Annotated in this window: 19 protein-coding genes; 9 read left to right on the plus strand and 10 right to left on the minus strand. The window is 73.7% G+C overall.

The window, feature by feature from the left end; genetic code table 11:
• Positions 1 to 173: 173 nt before the first annotated feature.
• Genes AB0C12_RS31705 through AB0C12_RS31725 form a run of 5 tightly spaced genes read right to left on the minus strand, consistent with a single transcriptional unit; the run spans position 174 to position 4,825 of the window.
• A complete protein-coding gene (locus AB0C12_RS31705; protein ID WP_360553532.1) occupies positions 174 to 1,007 on the minus strand; it encodes an ABC transporter permease in 834 nt (277 codons plus the stop codon).
• Positions 1,004 to 1,918 carry an ABC transporter ATP-binding protein gene (locus AB0C12_RS31710; protein WP_360553533.1) on the minus strand — a complete coding sequence of 305 codons (915 nt, stop codon included), beginning with the start codon at positions 1,916 to 1,918 and terminating at the stop codon, positions 1,004 to 1,006. Before AB0C12_RS31710 ends, AB0C12_RS31705 begins: the two co-directional genes overlap by 4 nt.
• Complete coding sequence (locus AB0C12_RS31715; protein WP_360553534.1) at positions 1,915 to 3,045, minus strand: hypothetical protein; 1,131 nt, start codon at positions 3,043 to 3,045, stop codon at positions 1,915 to 1,917. The genes AB0C12_RS31710 and AB0C12_RS31715 overlap by 4 nt, the downstream gene beginning before the upstream one ends.
• Complete coding sequence (locus AB0C12_RS31720; RefSeq protein ID WP_360553535.1) at positions 3,045 to 4,139, minus strand: Gfo/Idh/MocA family oxidoreductase; 1,095 nt, start codon at positions 4,137 to 4,139, stop codon at positions 3,045 to 3,047. The genes AB0C12_RS31715 and AB0C12_RS31720 overlap by 1 nt, the downstream gene beginning before the upstream one ends.
• Positions 4,124 to 4,825 carry a ThuA domain-containing protein gene (locus tag AB0C12_RS31725; RefSeq protein ID WP_360553536.1) on the minus strand — a complete coding sequence of 234 codons (702 nt, stop codon included), beginning with the start codon at positions 4,823 to 4,825 and terminating at the stop codon, positions 4,124 to 4,126. Before AB0C12_RS31725 ends, AB0C12_RS31720 begins: the two co-directional genes overlap by 16 nt.
• Positions 4,826 to 5,030: 205 nt before the next feature.
• Here AB0C12_RS31725 and AB0C12_RS31730 point away from each other — a divergent pair, with 205 nt between their 5' ends.
• Positions 5,031 to 6,416 carry an AI-2E family transporter gene (locus AB0C12_RS31730; protein WP_360553537.1) on the plus strand — a complete coding sequence of 462 codons (1,386 nt, stop codon included), beginning with the start codon at positions 5,031 to 5,033 and terminating at the stop codon, positions 6,414 to 6,416.
• Positions 6,417 to 6,522: 106 nt separating this feature from the next.
• Positions 6,523 to 7,206: a DivIVA domain-containing protein gene (locus AB0C12_RS31735; protein WP_360553538.1), complete on the plus strand. Its 684-nt coding sequence runs from the start codon at positions 6,523 to 6,525 to the stop codon at positions 7,204 to 7,206.
• On the opposite strand, the gene AB0C12_RS31740 is transcribed toward AB0C12_RS31735, so the two are convergent.
• On the minus strand, positions 7,203 to 8,048 hold the full coding sequence (locus AB0C12_RS31740) for an aldo/keto reductase (protein ID WP_360553539.1): 846 nt from the start codon (positions 8,046 to 8,048) through the stop codon (positions 7,203 to 7,205). The genes AB0C12_RS31735 and AB0C12_RS31740 overlap by 4 nt on opposite strands.
• On the minus strand, positions 8,045 to 9,442 hold the full coding sequence (locus AB0C12_RS31745) for a PepSY-associated TM helix domain-containing protein (protein ID WP_360553540.1): 1,398 nt from the start codon (positions 9,440 to 9,442) through the stop codon (positions 8,045 to 8,047). Before AB0C12_RS31745 ends, AB0C12_RS31740 begins: the two co-directional genes overlap by 4 nt.
• A gap of 284 nt (positions 9,443 to 9,726) precedes the next feature.
• On the opposite strand from AB0C12_RS31745, the gene AB0C12_RS31750 reads away from it, so the two are divergent.
• The 3 genes from AB0C12_RS31750 (at position 9,727) to AB0C12_RS31760 (ending at position 12,879) form a co-directional block, all read left to right on the plus strand.
• Positions 9,727 to 11,235 carry an FAD-dependent oxidoreductase gene (locus tag AB0C12_RS31750; protein ID WP_360553541.1) on the plus strand — a complete coding sequence of 503 codons (1,509 nt, stop codon included), beginning with the start codon at positions 9,727 to 9,729 and terminating at the stop codon, positions 11,233 to 11,235.
• 133 nt (positions 11,236 to 11,368) lie between these two features.
• Positions 11,369 to 11,614 (plus strand): PspC domain-containing protein, encoded by a 246-nt coding sequence (locus tag AB0C12_RS31755; protein ID WP_360553542.1) that lies wholly within the window; start codon positions 11,369 to 11,371, stop codon positions 11,612 to 11,614.
• 182 nt (positions 11,615 to 11,796) lie between these two features.
• Entirely contained in the window at positions 11,797 to 12,879 is a 1,083-nt protein-coding gene (locus AB0C12_RS31760; protein ID WP_360553543.1) for a DedA family protein, read from the plus strand.
• Here AB0C12_RS31760 and AB0C12_RS31765 read toward each other — a convergent pair.
• Both AB0C12_RS31765 and AB0C12_RS31770 read right to left on the minus strand, forming a co-directional pair.
• The gene (locus AB0C12_RS31765; protein ID WP_360553544.1) at positions 12,767 to 13,504 is read right to left on the minus strand and encodes a hypothetical protein; all 738 of its coding nucleotides are present in this window, start codon (positions 13,502 to 13,504) and stop codon (positions 12,767 to 12,769) included. The genes AB0C12_RS31760 and AB0C12_RS31765 overlap by 113 nt on opposite strands.
• A 1-nt stretch (position 13,505) precedes the next feature.
• The gene (locus tag AB0C12_RS31770; RefSeq protein WP_360553545.1) at positions 13,506 to 13,631 is read right to left on the minus strand and encodes a hypothetical protein; all 126 of its coding nucleotides are present in this window, start codon (positions 13,629 to 13,631) and stop codon (positions 13,506 to 13,508) included.
• A gap of 51 nt (positions 13,632 to 13,682) precedes the next feature.
• Here AB0C12_RS31770 and AB0C12_RS31775 point away from each other — a divergent pair, with 51 nt between their 5' ends.
• Positions 13,683 to 13,829, plus strand: coding sequence for a hypothetical protein (locus AB0C12_RS31775; RefSeq protein ID WP_360553546.1), 147 nt, complete (start codon positions 13,683 to 13,685; stop codon positions 13,827 to 13,829).
• 424 nt (positions 13,830 to 14,253) lie between these two features.
• On the opposite strand, the gene AB0C12_RS31780 is transcribed toward AB0C12_RS31775, so the two are convergent.
• Positions 14,254 to 15,612, minus strand: coding sequence for an NtaA/DmoA family FMN-dependent monooxygenase (locus AB0C12_RS31780; protein ID WP_360553547.1), 1,359 nt, complete (start codon positions 15,610 to 15,612; stop codon positions 14,254 to 14,256).
• A gap of 98 nt (positions 15,613 to 15,710) precedes the next feature.
• On the opposite strand from AB0C12_RS31780, the gene AB0C12_RS31785 reads away from it, so the two are divergent.
• Genes AB0C12_RS31785 through AB0C12_RS31795 form a run of 3 tightly spaced genes read left to right on the plus strand, consistent with a single transcriptional unit; the run spans position 15,711 to position 17,721 of the window.
• Positions 15,711 to 16,583 carry a LysR substrate-binding domain-containing protein gene (locus AB0C12_RS31785; protein ID WP_360553548.1) on the plus strand — a complete coding sequence of 291 codons (873 nt, stop codon included), beginning with the start codon at positions 15,711 to 15,713 and terminating at the stop codon, positions 16,581 to 16,583.
• A 9-nt stretch (positions 16,584 to 16,592) separates the two neighbouring features.
• A complete protein-coding gene (locus AB0C12_RS31790) occupies positions 16,593 to 16,814 on the plus strand; it encodes a hypothetical protein (protein WP_360553549.1) in 222 nt (73 codons plus the stop codon).
• Between the two features lie 31 nt (positions 16,815 to 16,845).
• Positions 16,846 to 17,721 carry a MarR family winged helix-turn-helix transcriptional regulator gene (locus tag AB0C12_RS31795; protein WP_360553550.1) on the plus strand — a complete coding sequence of 292 codons (876 nt, stop codon included), beginning with the start codon at positions 16,846 to 16,848 and terminating at the stop codon, positions 17,719 to 17,721.
• Positions 17,722 to 17,740 lie beyond the last annotated feature (19 nt).

Genomic DNA, 17,740 nt, shown 5'->3' on the forward strand with positions numbered 1-17,740 from the left:
TTGCGGCTCTCACCCTCCGGACATGCGGGCATGTCTCGTCACAGCTACCCGTCGCCCCTCCACCGCCGGATCCCGTTGATCACCATTTCCGATCCGGTGAGGGACCGACCACCGCATTGTGAAAGCCCGGTTCGGGTTACGCATACCTGATGAAGGATCCGTATCCGACGCGCCTAGTTCTTCACGTCCCGGGTCATGAAGTTCGCCCACGCGGCCCCGAGCAGCACCACCAGGTAGACCAGCTGCAGAGCGGCTCCGCGTTCGATGTCGCGCCAGAGCACCGGTTCGCGGAAGAAGTCGATCCAGGCCAGCCAATAGCGGGTCGGCAGGTACGGCCGGACCGCCGCCGCCGCGTCCAGGGTCACCAGCACCTGGCTCACGACCAGCACCGCCAGCGCCCCCATGGCCGCGCCCAGCGCCGAGTCGGTGACGGTCGACAGGAACAGCGCGATCGCCGCCACGCCCAGCATGGACACCGTGATGTAGGCGACCGTGGCGAGCAGCCGCCAGGCCAGCCCGGCCGGGGTGATCGTGACGCCGGACAGGGAGGTGACGTCGGCCGGCAGCGTCACCCCGGTGCTGTCGGCCTCGGCGCCGAACAGCGCCAGCCCGGTGACGTAGGACGTGACCAGCACGGTCGCGATGGCGAAGAGCACGAACACCACCAGCGAGACCAGCTTGGCCACCAGCAGCCGGGTCCGGCCCACCGGGCGGATCAGCAGGTAGCGCAGCGTGCCCGCGGACGCCTCGCCGGCCACCGCGTCCCCGGCCAGCACGGCGACGGACACCGGCAGCAGCACCGGCAGGACCAGGGCCATCGCGGCGGCCGGATACAGGGCGCCGTTGCTCAGCACCGCCGACAGGAAGGCGCCGCCCTGCCCCGGTGGCGGCGGGATCCGGGTGGTGGCCAGGAACACCGCGACGATGAACGGCAGCGCGCACAGCAGCGCCGCGATCACGTACGTGCGCGGGCGGCGGAACAGCTTGGCCAGTTCGACCCGGATCATGCCGTGCCCCCTTCGACGCGGTCCGAGCTCGTGGTGGTGGCCTCCAGCACGACCTGTTCCAGCGAGCGCCGCTCGCCGGCCAGTTCCACGACCCGGACGCCCGCGGTGACCAGCTCGGCGTTGAGGTCGTCGGGCGCCTGGTGGCGTACCGTCAGCCGGTCTCCGTCGCGGGCCTCGACCCGGCCGTCGAGCAGCGCGACCACCCGGTCCGCGTCCGGGGTGTGCAGCACCACCCGGCCGGTCGGCGCGCGCAGCGCGGCCAGGTCGTCCTGCAGGACCAGCCGGCCGCTGTCCATGACGCCCACCCGGCTGCAGAACGCCTCGATCTCGGTCAGCAGGTGGCTGGAGAGCAGCACCGTCGTGCCCTCGTCGTTGAGCTCGGTCAGCAGGTCGCGGATCTCCCGGATGCCGCGCGGGTCCAGCCCGTTGGTGGGCTCGTCGAGGATCAGCAGCCGGGGCGTGCGCAGCAGCGCCGCGGCCAGACCCAGCCGCTGCCGCATGCCCAGCGAGTACGCCCGGACCGGCCGGCGGTCAATGCCGGCCAGCCCGACCCGTTCGAGGGCCTGGTCGACCCGCCGCCGCCGGTCGCGGCGCCCGCCGCCGGGCCCGGCCGCGTCGAAGAGGTCGAGGTTGGTGCGCCCGGGCAGGTGCGGATACATGCCCGGGCCCTCCACCAGGGCGCCGACCTGCGGCAGCACCTCGCGCACGCGCCGGGGCACGGGCAGGCCGAGCACCTCGATCTCACCGCGGGTGGCGAAGACCAGCCCCAGCAGCATCCGGATCAGGGTGGTCTTGCCGGAGCCGTTCGGCCCGAGCAGGCCGTAACGGTCGCCCTCGCGGACCTCCAGATCGACCCCGCGTACGGCCGTGGTGGGGCCGTAGCGTTTGGTCAGGTCCCGGGTGATGATCATGCGGTCCCTCCGGCCAGGTCGGCGGCCACCCGTTCCAGCAGCGGCGCGTCCACGAAGCCGGTGACCAGGTATGTCCGCTCCGCCCGCACCGCCAGGACGTTGAGCAGGCCGGCCGTGATGAGCACGGCCTCCCCGCCGGGCACGGTCAGCCGGCGTCCCCACCGGGCCGCGTTGCGGAACACGTCGTCGCCGAGCCGGCCGGGCAGGCCCAGCGCCACGAACCGGGCCAGGCCGGTGCCGTAGACGCCGACGACCGGTACCCCCGCGACGCTGTCCTGGCGGGGGAAGCCGGCCAGGCTGTCCGGCGGGGTCAGCGAGTCCCAGCGGTCCAGGGCGGCCAGCACGTCGGCCGCGGAGGTGGTGGCCGACCCGATGCCCGGCCCGGGAGCCGGCGGGACGAGCACCGCGGCGGCCGGGGCGGTCAGCGAGACCTCCAGGAATCGGGTGACGAACACCGGACGCCGGGCGCCCCGGGCGGTGATCTCCGCCTGCAGGGGCAGCCCGCTGGCCGGGTCGGCCCACACGTCGATGTGCGCGACGGTGGTGCCCGGCGCGACCGGGACGACCCGCAGCCCCGCCGCGACCACGCCGGCGATCCGCTTGCCCGGCAGCTGTTCCAGGCGGTCGCCCGCGGCCAGGCTCAGCAGCCGGCGGACCAGCTCGGGCGGCGTCAGGTCGGCCGCCCGGGGCAGGCGCAGCGGCTGCTCGCCGACGATCCGGGTGAGCTGACTCTCGCCGTAGTCCCACAGATACTGCTCGCCGGGCAGCTGGTAGAGGCCCTGCTCGGTGCCGGGCCCGAGGACGTCCACCCGCCACCGGTCCGGGGCGCCGCGCCAGACGCGCATCTCGGTGGTCCCGCTGACCAGGGCGGTCACCCGTTCCAGGTTGGGCAGCGCGGGCAGGCCCAGGGCGCCCGCGCTCTGCGCGTACCCCTGATAGGCCTGGGCGGCCGAGGCCGCGATCCGGTCCCGCAGCGCGGCGGGCGCGACCCCGGTCGCGGGCACCGGCCGGTGGGCCAGCAGCACCGGTACGGCGGTGAGCACCACCACAACCGCCAGCACGACGCTCCACCGGCGCCGGGCCTGTCCCGCCACCACCGTCCGGCCGGCGCCCGTCAGCTGCCCCATCAGCCGAGGTCGAGCACACCGGGGACACGGTCCGGACGCCGGCAGGTCGTCCGTACGGCCACCGAGACACCGCTGCGGGCGCTCACCTGCATCGACTCCATCACGTCCAGCACGTGCAGCGCGACGTCGGCGGCGGCGCGGTGCGGCCGGTCCTCGACCAGCGCCTCGGCCAGGTCCAGCAGCCCCACTCCGCGACCCGCGCCGGCGTAACCGGCCGCCGGAGGCAGCACCCGCCAGCTCTCGCCGCCGGCGGTGAACAGGCGGACGTCGCCGTCGAAGTAGTTGGGATCCGGCACCGACAGGGAGCCCCGCGACCCGTACAGCTCGATACGCGGCAGGTGGGCGGCCCAGATGTCGAAGCTCATCATCAGCGTGGTCAGGGCGCCGCTCTCGTGCTCCAGGACGCCGGTGACGTGGGTGTCGACGTCGACCGGGAAGGCCGTACCGGCGCGCGGGCCGTCGCCGATGGTGCGCTCGTGACGCGGCCGCGACGACATGCCGACCACCCGGCGGACCGGCCCGAGCAGCTGCACCAGCGTGGTCAGGTAGTAGGGACCCATGTCCAGCAGAGGCCCGCCGCCCTGCTGGTAGTAGAACTCGGGGTCGGGGTGCCACCGCTCGTGGCCGGGACCGGTCATGAAGGCGGTCGCCGCGTGCGGCACGCCGATCTCGCCCGCGTCGACGGCGGCCCGGGCGGTCTGCACGCCCGTACCCAGCACGGTGTCGGGGGCGCAGGCGACACGCACCCCGGCGGCGGCGGCCGCCTCGACCACGGCGACCGCGTCGGCACCGGTCGCGGCCAGCGGCTTCTCGCCGTAGACATGCTTGCCGGCGGCGATCGCGGCCAGGGCCACGACGGCGTGCTGGTTCGGTGTGGTCAGGTTGAGCACCACATCGACGTCGGCGGCGGCGTACAGCTCGGGCAGGTCGACCACCCGGGCGCCCGGATGCTGGCCGGCCAGCAGGTGCGCCCGGCCCGGGTCGAGGTCGGCCACCGCGGTGACCGTCACCTGCGACAACCGGGAGAGGGTGGCGCTGTACTGGCCGCTGATCTTGCCGGCGCCGACGATGCCGGCTCTCAACGACTCGCCCACAGCAGTCCTCTCTCCACGATGGTCCGCACGTTCGGGTCCTCGAGGACCTCGACGGTGTGCCCCGGCGTGGCGACGAACACCCGGCCCCGGCCCCACTGCCTGGTCCACACCGCCGGGCAGGTCACCGGCCGCTGCCACGGCGCCCACGGCCGGGTGGCGGTGGTGGTGGTCGCCAGCACGTCGATGTAGTCGTCGGTCAGCACCCAGTACTGCTCGGTGTCGAGGTCGAAGTCGGCGACGCCCGCGGTCACGGGGTGCGCCGCGGCGGCCGGCGTCATGGTGATCCGGTGCCGGACGTAGTTGTCGGACTGGTCGCCGGTGCGCTCACCCGGGGCCTCCCGGGCGGCGTGCGCGGCGAACTGACCGCCGATGAGCTGCAGATAGTCGGCGCTGGCGCGGAAGGCGTCGGCGATCCCGCCGTGCCAGCCGGCCAGACCGGTGCCGGCCTCCACCGCGGACACCAGGCCGGCGACCTCCTCGCCGGAGATCGTCGCCATGGTCATGCACTGCACCACCAGGTCGGTGGCCCCCATCAGCTCGGCGTCGGCGTACGGGGCCGGCGAGTCCGCCACCTGCACGGCGAAACCCTGCTCGCGCAGGTACGGAATGAACAGGTCGGTGGCCTTGACCGGCTCGTGCCCGGCCCAGCCACCCCGGACGACGAGTGCGCGCCGCTGAGATGTCATCTGTCCCCTCTCGTGCCTCGATCCACAGCCAGCCTAACCACCGTCGCCGCCCCGGCCCGGAGCCGCGGAACGCCCGCCCCGAGGACGGTCGTTCCCGGTGCGCGCGAAACCCCTGCGCCGTACGCGTGAATCGGCCCGGATGCGGGCAGTTAGAGGCTGCCCGGCCGGTTCGGCCGGAGTGGTTCAGCACCATCTGGAGGATCCGATGACAGGTACGCCCAGCGCGGGGAGAGGTACCTGGGCCCAGACCCTGCGGACCCGGGCACGGGAACGGCTGGCGGCGGCCGCGGCCCGCAACGCTCCCCCGCCGTTCGTGCCGGGTGACCTCCAGGAGCCCGCCACGCCGGTGCTGGTCGTGCAGGAGCAGCGCCCGGGCACCGACGACGTCCTGCCCCGCAGCGTCCGTACGGCCGGCGCCTGGGCCCTGCGGTTCATCCTGTTCGTCGCGGCCGCGTACCTCCTGCTGCGGGTCGTCGGGCTGCTGCGGGTGGTCATCATCCCCGTGGTGATCGCGCTGCTGCTGGCCGCGCTGTTCCAGCCGGCCGCCGCCGCTTTGACCCGGCGCGGGATGAAGCGTTCGCTGGCCGCCGGGCTGGTCCTCATCGCCGCGCTGCTGCTGGTCTTCGGCGGGCTCAGCCTGATCGTGCGGACCTTCATCTCCCAGATCGACAGCCTGTCGTCGCAGGTCAGCGACGGCATCAACGAGGTGCAGGACTGGCTGTCGCGCGGTCCCCTGCACCTGACCAACGCCGAGGTCAGCCAGTACGTCGACCGGGTCCAGCAGGCGATCACCCAGAACCAGGGCGCGCTGACCTCGGGCGCGCTGAGCACCGCCACCACCCTGGGCGAGGTCGTCACCGGCTTCTTCCTGGTGCTGTTCACGCTGTTCTTCTTCCTGCGCGACGGCGGCCAGATCTGGTCCTTCCTGTGCCGGTTGCTGCCCCGCGAGGCCCGCGTGCCGACCGCCCGGGCCGGGCACTACTCCTGGCACACCCTGGTCTCGTACGTGCACGCCACGGTGCTGGTGGCCTTCGTGGACGCCGTCGGCATCGGCATCGGCCTCTTCGTGCTCCGGGTGCCGCTGGCGCTGCCGCTGGCCGCGCTCGTCTTCCTCGGCGCGTTCATCCCGGTGGTCGGCGCGACGGTCACCGGCGTCGTCGCGATCCTGGTCGCCCTGGTCGCCAACGGCCCGGTCACCGCCCTGATCGTGCTGGCCGTGGTCATCGCCGTCCAGCAGCTCGAGGGCCACGTGCTGCAGCCGCTGATCATGGGCCGGGCGGTCGCCCTGCACCCGCTCGCGGTGATCCTGGCCATCGCGACCGGCATCGTCGTCGCCGGCATCGTCGGCGGCCTGATCGCCGTCCCGCTGCTGGCCGTGCTGAACACCGCCATCCGCTACCTGGTCCGGCACCCCAGCGGCGACCCCACCCCGGACCGCAAGCCACCGGGCACCGAATCCACCGACGACGGCACCGCCGAGGCGGAGGACCGCGCCGAGGACGCCGAACGCCGGACCGACCCGGCCGAGCCCCCGCCGGCGGGCAGCTCGGTCAACCACGAGGAGCCGGCGCCGGCCGCCCGGACCCCCTGAGGGGCGCTGTCGCGGCCCGGGTGATCACACCCACGTCGCGGGCCGTGACATCGTGCGTAGGATCGATGCGCAGAACCTGATCCGAATGATCCCGCCAAGGAGCACGATGCCGTTAACTCCCGCTGACATCCACAACATGGCCTTCAAGAAGCCGCCGATCGGCAAGCGCGGCTACGACGAGGAGGAGGTCGACGCCTTCCTGGACGAGGTCGAGCAGGAGCTGATCCGTCTGCTGGAGGAGAACGGCGCCCTGCACGGTCAGGTCCAGCGCGGCCCGGGTGGTCCCGGTCCGGCGGCCTCGACCATGGTGCTCAGCTCGGAGTTCTCCGACATCACGGCCCAGCTGGAGCGCATGCAGGAGGCCCGGGCCCGGGCCGAGCAGAACGCCCGCAGCCTGCAGGCCCAGCTCGAGCAGGCACGTAACCAGGCCCCGGCCGCCCCGTCGCACTCCCCGGACGGTGACGACCGCAACGCCCGGGTGCTGTTGATGGCCCAGCGCACGGCCGACGACCACATGCGCGACGCCCGCCAGGAGTCGGAGACGCTGCTGGCCAACGCCCGCAACAAGTCGGAGCAGATCACCAGTGAGGCCCAGCTCAAGGCCGGCACGATCGAGGGTGACGCACGTCGCAATCACAGCGAGGCGATGAACAGCCTGGGCACCAAGCGCGCCGCCCTGCTGGACGAGATCGAGCGGCTGGGCCAGCTCGCGCAGAGCTACCAGGCGGCGCTGGACAGCCACATCAGCCAGCAGCTCCAGGAGTTGAACAGCTCCCCGGGAGCGAGCTAGCCCGTTCCGCCGGCCGGTCGCCGGGCGTCGAGGCGCCGCAGGTGCTCGCCGGTCAGCTCCAGTCCCGCCGCGGCGACGTTCTCGGCCAGGTGGGCGAGCGAGGCCGTGCCCGGGATCGGCAGCACGACCGGCGCGCGGGCCAGCAGCCAGGCCAGGGAGACCTGCGCCGCGGTGGCGCCCAGCTCGGCCGCGACGGCGGTGATCCCGGAGGTCACCGCCGACACCGCCGGATGCACGGGCCGCCAGGGCAGGAAGGCGATGCCGGCCGCGGCGCACGCCTCCAGCACCGGCTCGTGCTCCCGGTCCAGCAGGTTGTAGCGGTTCTGCACGCTGACCACGTCGACGATCCGCCGGGCTTCGGTGAGCTGGCCGACGGTGACCTCGGAGAGCCCGATGTGGCCGATCTTGCCGGCGACCTGCATCTCCCGCAGTGCCCCGAGCTGGTCGGCCAGCGGCACGTCCGGGTCCACCCGGTGCAGCTGCAACAGCTCCAGCCGGGGCACCCGGAGCCGGCGCAGGGCCTGCTCGACCTGGTCGCGCAACAGCTCCGGGCGCCCGCACACGGCCGCCTCGCGCGGCGGAGCCGGCGGGGCGACCCCGACCTTCGTGGCGATGAGCAGGTCTTCCGGGTACGGGTAGAGCGCCTCGGCGAGCAACTCCTCGTTGGCGCCCCAGCCGTAGAGGTGCGCGGTGTCGATCAGGGTCACGCCCAGCTCGACGGCCCGGCGAACCACCGCGACGGCGTTGCCCCGGGCCGCCGCGGGCGCCGTGGGCAGGTGCATGGCCCCGAAGCCCAGGCGCCGGACCACCCGGTCACCGACGCGGAACGTGCTCACTGTCATGGACGCGCTGCCACCCTCCTCACCCGGAGGCCGCCGACGAGCGCGTCCACCAGCAGAAAACCCGCCAAGGGTACGCCGAACAGCGGCAACGCCCAGCCCAGGGCGAACACCACCGGCACACCGACCGCGACGGCCCAGGCCGGCAGCCCCAGCCACGCCCCCCGGGCCGGCGGCGCACCCACCACCGCCCGGCGCTCGGCCCGGGTCGGCCGCCGCTGCCACCACATCCGGTAGCCCCAGACGATCACGCAGATCAGCCCCACGGCCAGCGCCGCCAGCAGCACCTGGTTGAGCACGCCGAACAGCTTGCCCATGTGGGCCTGCACGCCGAGCTTGCTGAGCTGGGAGAGCACCGGCCAGTCGGCGAAGTCGCTGCGGGCCACCACCGCCGAGGTCCGCGGATCGACGGCGACCCGGTCCAGCCCGACGGGCCAGGTGTTGTCGATGCCGGCCACGGTCCAGGCCGCGTTCGCCTCCTCCGGCACGGTCAGCTCGACCGGCCCGGTCATCCCGTGCTGCCGCGCCACACTCCACACGGTGTCAGCGGCGGCCGGGTCGACAGCCGCAGCCTGTTCTGCCCCGCCACCGTGGTGCCCGCCGGCCGGCCCGGCAACGACGGCCGTGGTCAGCTCCGGCTGGTGGGCGTCGAAGGTGTCGAGGACCGCGGTGAAGTTGCCGCCGGCGTACCGGGACCAGGTCAGGCCGGTGGCGGACAGGATCAGCAGGCCCACCGCCAGCCACAGGCCGGTCGCCGCGTGCCAGCTCCGGGTACGCCGCACCCCCTTCTTCGCGGCCAGCTCGGGCACGAGCAGCCGGCGTCCGCGCGACCGCCGCCACCACAGGACGACGCCACCGAGCGCGATGACCCACAGCCAGCTGGCGGCCAGCTCGGAGTAGAACCGGCCGGCCGCCCCGAGGTGCAGGTTGCGGTGCAGGTCGTCGAGCCAGGTGGTGACCGGGGTGGAGCCGTACCAGGTGGTGAGGGTGCCCTGCACGCGGCCGGTCCCCGGGTCGACGTGGACGGTGTGCTGCTTCTCGCCGAGTTCGGGCAGGGAGAACACGACCCGGGTGGTGGCGTCGCCCGTGCCCGGCTGGACCGCCGACAGTGTGCCGGCGGGATGCGCGGCGCGGGCGGCGGCGATCTGGTCGGCGAGCGGCAGCGCCGGACCGTCGCCGGTGGACGCGGCGGTCAGCTGGTCGCGGTAGAGGCTCGCGTCGAGCTGCGGGGTGATCGTGTAGAGCAGTCCGGTCACCGCGGCCACGAGCAGGAAGGGCGCGACCAGGACGCCGGCGTAGAAGTGCAGGCGCAGCAGCAACGCTCCGAACGCGGACTGGCGCCGTACCGTGGTGTCGCGGGTGCCCGCACCCGGCACGGCCTCTTCCGTGATGGTCATCAGCGGTCCTCGGGGTTCGGCGGCACGGCGGCGGGGGTCGTCATCAGCTGTCCTCGGGGTCGGCGGCACAGCCCGGCGAATCGGCACCGGCTGTCCTCGGGGGCGGGGGGTGGCCGCCGGGGCGTTCGGCGTCCGGCAGACAGGTCGGCCGGCGCCGCCGATCAGTTCCCGCCACGGCGCGGTCATTTCCCGCCCGCGCCCGGAAAAGCGTGTGAAGTGCGGTTGTAAGGTCGTCGCACGGGGCATAGGCCCGCATTCGCACTGCTGATGGGGGACCTGACACCGTGATCCGACGTCTTGGCGGCGAACGCGCCCACCGTGTCGTACGGTCCCGCCCGGACCTGCCCCGCACCGTGGCCACGCCGGTGACCGCGGTGGTCGTCGGCGGCGGGATCGCCGGCGTGACGGCGGCCCTGCTGCTCGCCGAACGCGGCGTCCGGGTCACCCTGCTGGAACGGGCCGCCCAGCTCGGTGGCCGGCTGGCCGCCTGGCCGAGCACGCTGCCCGACGGCACCCGGCACATGGTCGAGCACGGCTTCCACGGCTTCTTCCGGCAGTACTACAACTGGCGCAACGTGCTGCGCCGCATCGACCCGAGCCTGTCGTTCCTGCAGCCGGCCGGGCGCTACCCGATCATCTCGCAGGAGTGGCCCGAGGAGAGCTTCGCCGGGCTGCCCAGGACCCCGCCGGCCAACCTGCTCGCCCTGCTGGCCCGCTCCCCCAGCATGCGGCTGCGCGAGCTGCGCGGACTCGACGGCACCGCCGCCCTGCCGCTGCTCAGCTACGACCGCGAGGAGACGTACCGGACCTTCGACGACGTCTCGGCCAAGGACTTCCTCGACGCGCTGGGCATGCCGCCGCGGGCCCGGGCCATGCTCTTCGACGTGTTCGCCCACTCGTTCTTCAACCACCAGGAGGACATGTCGGCGGCCGAGATGCTGATGCAGTTCCACTTCTACTTCCTGCGCAACCCGGAGGGCCTGGACTTCGACGCGCCCATCCAGGACTACGAGACGGCGATCTGGACGCCGCTGGCCGGTCAGTTGGAGGCGCTGGGCGGGCGGATCCGCACCGGCGCAACCGTCGCAAGCGTCGAGCCGGGCTGGACGGTCACCCTCGACGACGGCGAACGGCTCAGCGCGGACCACGTCGTGCTCGCCGCTGACCCCGGCGCCGCCCGTACCATCGCGGCCGCGTCCCCCGGTCTGGCGGGGCACGCGCCGGAGCTGGCCGCCCAGCTCGCCGCGATCGAGACCACGGCCCCGTACGCGGTCAGCCGGCTGTGGACCGACCGCGACTGCCGCCCGGAGCGGGCGGTCTTCAGCAGCGTCTCCCGGGAGGCGACGCTGGACTCGGTGACGCTGTACCACCGCATCGAACGCGGCGCCGGCCAGTGGGCGCGGCGCATCGGCGGGTCGGTCATCGAGCTGCACGCGTACGCGGCGCCGACCGGCCTGGAGGCGGCCGAGCTGACCAAGCGGATGTGGACGGAACTGGGCGGCCTCTGGCCGGAGACGGTCGACATGACGATCCTGCACGTCGAGGAACGGGTGGGCCAGGACGCGCCCGCCTTCAACGTGGGCAGCGACGCGGGCCGCCCGGGTGTGGTCACCGACGCCGACGGGTTGTACCTGGCCGGCGACTGGGTCCGGATGCCGTTCCCGTCGGCGCTGATGGAACGGGCGGCCGCCTCGGCGATCCTGGCCGTCAACGCCATCCTCGAGCGGTACGGGGTGGGGCCGAATCAGGTGTGGTCGGTGGCTCCGCGCGGGCTGCTCGCCCGGGGGCGCTGACCGCTCGCCGGTGTCACCCCCGAGACGGTGGCTCAGGGCTCGGCCAGGGTGGTTCCCCGATGTGTCTGGGGCCGGGCGGATGGGACTGTTCAAGGGTCAGGTTCGACGCCACCGGCAAGGAAAGCGAGACACCATGAACACCGTCCACGACTCCATGGCCCGCCAGGGACTGGTCCGCCCGCGCGAGGGCCGGATGCTCGCCGGCGTGTGTGCGGGACTGGCCCGCCGGTTCGGGCTCGACCCGTGGCTGACGCGGGTGCTGTTCGTCCTGATCCTGTTCGCGATCCCCGGTAGCCAGATCCTGATCTACCCGGTGCTGTGGATCCTGATGCCGTCCGAGGAGCGCTCCTACGCTTCGACGTTCCCGCCGGCGGCCTGACCCCTCCCACCCGTCCAGCGAGGCCCGGCCGTTCGCGGCCGGGCCTTTCGCGTGCCCCGGCCGCTGCTGCGTGCGTCTCCGGTCGGCTCTTCGCGTGTCCCTGGTCACCCTGAGGCGGCATCAGGGGTTTCTCGGGGCTAAAACCGATATCCCCGGCGACACCGATCGACAAGGCTGATCGTGTGCTCGCAGACCTGCTCAACGCCGCGACCGTTCTCGTCGACCGGCTGACCACGCTCGATGAGTGGTCGGTCCTGCTCTTCACGTACCTCTCGGCCGCCGTCGAGATGACGTTCCTGCTCGGGCTGCTCGTACCCGGCGAGTCCGTGGTCATGCTGGCCGCCTCGCTGCACGGCCCGGGCGGCTTCGCCCTGGCGGTCGCGGCGGGCACGGCGGGCGCCCTGACCGGGCAGATCTGCGGGTACGCGATCGGCCGCGTCTTCGGCACCCGCCTGCGCGGCACCCGCCTGGGTCGCCGCATCGGTGCCGAACGCTTCGACCGCGCCGAGGACTACCTGCGCGAACGTGGCGCCTCGGCGCTGGTGGCGGTGCGCTTCGTCGCGGTGATCCACGCGATCGTGCCGATCGTGGCGGGCGTGGCCCGGATGCCGTTCGCCCGCTTCCTGGGCTGGTCGGCGCTGGGCACGGTCCTGTGGGTCGGCACGTTCGCCGGGGTCGGCGCGGCGACGGCGAGCGCCGACTCGACCGGCGGGGTCGGGGTCGTGCTCACCGCCGTCGCGGCCACCTGCCTGGGCGTGGTTCCTTTCGCTGTGCGGTTGTTCCGCCGTTCGCCGGCTGTGGCGCCGGCCGGCGGACCAGTCGAGGGCTCGGGCGAACTCGGCGTACCGGCCCTCCGGGTGGGTGCGGAACAGCGACTCGGTGCCGAAGAGCACCGCGCGGCCCCCGCGCGCCGTCCGGCCCGGGACGACCGAGGCCTGCCCGGCCGCCTGGTCCGTCCCGCCTACGCCGGGCCCGGTCGGCTGCCAGTGACCGGCCACCGGCGGATCGGCGTAGCGCTGCTCGACCGTGAGGCCGGAGCCGGTGAACCGGATCGGCGAGCAGACGAACGCGTGCGGCAGCGCGTCGAGGCCGATCACCACTCCGGTGTGCGTGACGGCGACGACGCCGTTCGCGTCACCGGCGCCACGGTGGTCACCAGGCGGTGGCGACGACCTCGACCAGCGGCACCGGCGGCACCCCGCCGCGTACCGCCTCCAGGAACGTCACGATCTCCGCGGCCACCGAGCGGTGCTGCAGGTCGTTGAGCACGTCGTGGTGGCCGCCGCGCACGACGGCCAGCCGGGCCCGCGGCAGCGACGTGGCCAGGCGGTTCAGCTCCGCGCGATCGGCGAGCGGGTCCGCGTCGCCGGTCAGCAGCAGATGCGGCACCTCGGCCGTGCTGCCGTAGGCGGCGTCGAGCAGAGCCGCCGGCACGGCCCCGGCCAGCGAGCCGGGCGCCACGGCCGGATCGTCGGTGAGCACGCCGCGGTGCACCGGGCAGTGGGTACGGACGTCGAGCTCCTCGTCCCATCCCCCGTCCGGCCGGCCGTCGTAGCCCGGCAAGCCGGCCAGCACCACGGCGTCCGGCCACCACGCCCTCTCCGGCGACGAGCGTGCCACCAGCGCGGCGATGACCGCCGCGCCCGTGTCGGCCCCGGCCAGCACCAGCGGGCGCACGAGATCGATGCTGCTCACCGCCTCCTGCAGTGCGGCCTCCGCCACAGAGAGGTCGGTCGAGGGCGGCAGCACCCGCACCTGATACGCGTCGGCGGCCAGCCGGGCACCGAAGCGCCCGTACGCCGCTTGGCTCTCGCCCCGGCCGGGCAGCACGAGCACCGTGCCACGGACCCGGACCCCCTCGGGCGCGGCGGCGTCGTGGTAGCCGGTCATGTCAGTCCACCCTCGGTTTCCAGCCGAGGGCGGGCGCCACCTCGGTCGCGATGAGTCCCAGGGCGCGGATCGCGGCGTCACGGTCCGGGATGCCGGGGTTGAACTGGGCGATCAGGTCGGTGGCCACCGGCAGCACCCGTTCCGCCCGCAGCCCCGCGATGATCTCGTCGGGGTGGCCGTGGAAGGCGTGGAAGCGCCGCAGTTGCTCTTCCGGGTCGAGTCCGGCCGGGAAGGCACCACGCCGGACGAAGCCCTCGGTGGCCCGCCGGACGCCGTCGCCGATCTGGGCCAGGGCGGTGCGCTTGTCCCGCGCCGGGAAAGATGAAGCGGGACAGGCCGATCCGGGGTCGGTGCGGGCGGTCCCAGGCGGCCAGGCACTCGTCCGCCCACGGCCGCTGGATCACGTCGGTCGGTCCCTCGTAGCCGTAAGTGGCCCGATTCAGCAGCAGGTCGGTGCCGGCCGCGGCCGCGTGCCGGGCTCCGGCGGCGCTGAACACGCCCTGCCAGATGCGGTCGGTGAAGTCGCCCGCCGGCGGCCGGATCGAGAAGCCGGAGGTGCCGAGCTCCTCGTTGGACAGGGCCCGGCGCAGGGTGGCCAGGCCGGCGGTGGTCAGCTCGCGTTTCTGGTCGAAGTCGGCACCGAAGGCCGCGTACTCCGAACAGCTCCTGGGCGTCGCGGCAGGTGGTGGCCAGGTCGCCGCGGCCCTGCACGTGGGTGAGGAAGCCGAGCCGGAAGCGCGGAGCGGTGGTCACGCCCCGCCCCGGACCACGTCGGGTGCGGCGCGGCGGGCCGCGGTGTGCACGTTCTCCGGGATCGGCAGGCCGAGGTTGCCGCGCAGGGTGGTGGCCTCGTACTCGCGGCGGACCACGCCGCGCTCCCGCAGGATCGGCAGCACCCGGTCGGTGAACAGGGCGAATTCGCTGGGTACGGTCACCGTCACGTTGATGCCGTCGAAGGCGCCGGCTTCGTACCAGCGCTGGATCTCGTTCGCGACCGTCAGCGCGGAGCCGACGAACGGCGAGCGCCGCGATTCGAGGGAGTGCTGCACCGTCTGGCGCAGCGTGAAGCCGTTCTCCCGGGCCAGCCGGGTGATCTGCTCGGCCTGGGTCTTGAAGCTGAGCGCGCCGAGGTGGCCGACCTCCGGGAACGGCGCGTCGAGGTCGTAGGCGGTGAAGTCGTGCCAGCCGAACGGGCGGCCCAGTTCCTTGAGCGCGCGGTGGAAGTCCTGGCCGGCCAGCGACTGGCGCTCCTTCTCGCGGGCCTGCTCGTCGGTGTCGCCGATGATCAGGCTGATGCCGGGAACGATGAGCACATCCTCGGGGTCGCGGCCCTGGGCGGCGGCGCGGGCCCGGATGTCGGTGGCGAACGCCCGGCCCTGCTCGACGGTCCGCGCGTGGGTGAAGATGGCGTCGGCGATGCCCGCACCCAGGTCGCGGCCCTCGTCGGAGTCGCCGGCCTGGAAGATGACCGGCCGGCCCTGCGGCGAGCGCTGGATGTTCAGCGGCCCGGCGACCGAGAAGTGCTCGCCCCGGTGGTCCAGCGCGTGCTGCCGGGACCGGTCGAGGAAGACACCGCCCTGCTTGTCGCGGGGGAACGCGTCGTCCTCGTAGGAGTCCCACAGTCCCTGGACCACCCGCACGTGTTCCAGGGCCCGGCCGTAGCGGGTGGCGTAGTCGTAGTGCTCGGCACGCCCGTAGTTGCCGGCCGTGCCGCCGTCGCCGGTGGCCACCACGTTCCAGCCGGCCCGGCCGCCGCTGATCAGGTCGAGCGACGCGAGCCGCCGGGCCACGTTGAACGGGTCGTTGTACGAGGTGGTCAGCGTGCCGACCAGCCCGATGTGGGAGGTGTGCACCGCGACCGCCGACAGCAGCGTGAGCGGTTCGAGGCGGTTGAGGTAGTGGTGCGGCGAGTCCGGGGTGATGAACTGGCTGTCCACGATGAAGACGTGGTCGAACTTCGCCGCCTCCGCCTGCTGGGCCCGGGCGATGTACCAGCGGATGTCGACGCTGGCGTCGCCGGGGATCTCGGGGCTGAGCCAGGTGTCGTGCTGGCCCGGTCCACCGACCCCCATGAGGACGGCACCGAGCTTGAGGTTTCTCCGGGGCATGGTGAGGAGTATCGGCAGGCCCGCGCCGCGCCGTCCAACGAAAGAACGTGATGGGAACCCATCACGGCGGCTCATCTAATTCCTAGTAAGCTTATGGGATGAGTAGGATGCTGGGGATCGCGCCGTTGCGCAGCTTCGTGGCGGTCGCGGACTGCGGCGGCTTCCAGCGGGCCGCGGCCTCGCTGCACCTGACCCAGGGCGCGGTGAGCCAGCACGTGCGCCGGCTGGAGGCGGCGCTGGACCGTACGCTGGTCGAGCGGGACGGCCGCGGCTCGCGGTTCACCGCCGACGGCGAGGCGCTGCTGGCCCGGGCCCGCCGGATCCTCGCCCTGCACGACGAGACGCTGCGCGAGTTCGGCGTGGCGACCGAGCCCACGCTGGTGATCGGCTCGACCGAGCACGCCGCCGCCCAGCTGCTGCCGGAGCTGGCCGCCTGCTTCCCGGACCACCGGGTGCGGTTCCGGATCGACCGCGGCGCCCAGCTGCGGACCGCCCTCGCCGAGGGCCGGATCGACCTGGCCCTGCTGCTCGGCCCGGCCGACGAGCCGGACGCCCGGGCGGTCGGCGAGCTCGAACTCACCTGGTACGCCGCCCCGGGCTGGACGCCGCCGGCCGCCGGTGACCCGGTCCCGCTGGTGGCCTTCGACGCGCCGTGCGCCATCCGCAACCGCGCCCTGGAGACGCTGGCCGCGCACGGGGTGCCGGCGGAGGTCGGCTGCGAGGCCGCCCACCTGGCCGGAATGCAGGCGGCGGTACGGGCCGGGCTGGGCGTGGGACTGATGGCCACCCTCCGGCAGGGCCTCGAGGGGCTGGTGGCCCGCCCCGACCTGCCCGTCCCGGAGCCGGTCGCCCTCGCCGTCCGGCCACGGCGAGGACTGTCTCCGACGGTCGCCGAGGGGGCGGCCGTTGCGCTGGCCCGGCTACTCGCCCGTACCCGAGGCGAGCTTTCCCGGCCGCTCAGCCGGGCGTAACCTGCCCGGATGGGAGAAATCGTGCCGTGGCTGGTGTCCGCCGCCGTGCTGGCGGCGGTTCTCGGCGCCCTCGCGTGGCTCGCGGCCCGCACTCGGCGGCGGGGCGTCGGCCAGGAGCTGATGGGCCCGGTCGACCTCGTCTATCGCCCGCACACCCACCAGATCACCATCGAGAGGAAGACTCGCGAGGAGCGCCTGGTCGCGCGACCCGCGGCCGACGACAATCTCTGACCTGAGTCAGAGAACGCGCTAGCATCGCCCGATGGACGCTGCTGCCCTCGCTCAGATCGAGACGGTCCGCGACTTCAACCGCTACTACACCCGCCGCCTGGGCGTGCTGACCGACCGTTATCTCGGCCAGGACCGCCCGCTCAGCGAGGCCCGGCTGCTCTACGAGATCGGCGCGCAGGCCGACGTCCGCGACCTGCGGTCCCGGCTCGGCCTGGACTCCGGCTACCTCAGCCGGCTGCTGCGCTCGCTGCAGGAGCAGGGCCTGGTCCGGACCCGCGCGCACCCGGCGGACCGGCGGGTCCGCGTCGCCGAGCTGACCGAAGCCGGGGTACGCGAACGCGCCGACCTCGACGCGCGCTCCCGGGCGGGCATCAGTGACCTGCTGGAGCCGCTCTCCACCGCCCAGCGCCGGCAACTCGTCGACGCCCAGGAGCAGATCCGGCGCCTGCTGCGGCTGGCCACGGTCACGGTGCGGCCGGTCGATGCCGGCTCCCCCGACGCCCAGCAGTGCCTGCGCGCGTACGCCTCGGAACTGGCCGTCCGCTTCCCGGAGGGGTACGACGACGCGGCGCTCGTGGACCCCGGCGACCTGACCGGCCACGACGGGGCGCTGCTGGTCGCGTACGAGGAAGACCGGCCTGTGGGTTGTGGCGCGTGGCGCCGCCTCGGTGACGGGATCGCCGAGATCCGCCACCTGTGGGTCGACGCGCGGGCGCGGGGCCTGGGGCTCGGGCGGCGGCTGCTGGAACGGGTGGAGGCCGACGCGTCCGCGCACGGCGCGACGACGGTGCGGTTGGGCACCCACACTGCTCTCACCGAGGCCATCGCCCTGTACCGGGCCGCCGGGTACCGGGAGATCCCGCCCTACGACCGGTCGCCGTACAACCAGCTCGCCTTCGAGAAGTAGTCCCGACGTACGCTCGCAG

This window comes from Actinoplanes sp. NPDC048967, assembly GCF_040649415.1.
Taxonomy (GTDB): Bacteria; Actinomycetota; Actinomycetes; order Mycobacteriales; family Micromonosporaceae; genus Actinoplanes.

Excerpts from the sequence above, each read along its gene's own strand:
- AB0C12_RS31705 (WP_360553532.1), bottom strand. The coding sequence starts at position 1,007 with ATGATCCGGGTCGAACTGGCCAAGCTGTTCCGCCGCCCGCGCACGTAC.
- AB0C12_RS31710 (WP_360553533.1), bottom strand. The coding sequence starts at position 1,918 with ATGATCATCACCCGGGACCTGACCAAACGCTACGGCCCCACCACGGCC.
- AB0C12_RS31715 (WP_360553534.1), bottom strand. The coding sequence starts at position 3,045 with ATGGGGCAGCTGACGGGCGCCGGCCGGACGGTGGTGGCGGGACAGGCC.
- AB0C12_RS31725 (WP_360553536.1), bottom strand. The coding sequence starts at position 4,825 with ATGACATCTCAGCGGCGCGCACTCGTCGTCCGGGGTGGCTGGGCCGGG.
- AB0C12_RS31730 (WP_360553537.1), top strand. The coding sequence starts at position 5,031 with ATGACAGGTACGCCCAGCGCGGGGAGAGGTACCTGGGCCCAGACCCTG.
- AB0C12_RS31735 (WP_360553538.1), top strand. The coding sequence starts at position 6,523 with ATGCCGTTAACTCCCGCTGACATCCACAACATGGCCTTCAAGAAGCCG.
- AB0C12_RS31740 (WP_360553539.1), bottom strand. The coding sequence starts at position 8,048 with ATGACAGTGAGCACGTTCCGCGTCGGTGACCGGGTGGTCCGGCGCCTG.
- AB0C12_RS31745 (WP_360553540.1), bottom strand. The coding sequence starts at position 9,442 with ATGACCATCACGGAAGAGGCCGTGCCGGGTGCGGGCACCCGCGACACC.
- AB0C12_RS31755 (WP_360553542.1), top strand. The coding sequence starts at position 11,369 with ATGAACACCGTCCACGACTCCATGGCCCGCCAGGGACTGGTCCGCCCG.
- AB0C12_RS31765 (WP_360553544.1), bottom strand. The coding sequence starts at position 13,504 with ATGACCGGCTACCACGACGCCGCCGCGCCCGAGGGGGTCCGGGTCCGT.
- AB0C12_RS31780 (WP_360553547.1), bottom strand. The coding sequence starts at position 15,612 with ATGCCCCGGAGAAACCTCAAGCTCGGTGCCGTCCTCATGGGGGTCGGT.
- AB0C12_RS31785 (WP_360553548.1), top strand. The coding sequence starts at position 15,711 with ATGAGTAGGATGCTGGGGATCGCGCCGTTGCGCAGCTTCGTGGCGGTC.
- AB0C12_RS31790 (WP_360553549.1), top strand. The coding sequence starts at position 16,593 with ATGGGAGAAATCGTGCCGTGGCTGGTGTCCGCCGCCGTGCTGGCGGCG.
- AB0C12_RS31795 (WP_360553550.1), top strand. The coding sequence starts at position 16,846 with ATGGACGCTGCTGCCCTCGCTCAGATCGAGACGGTCCGCGACTTCAAC.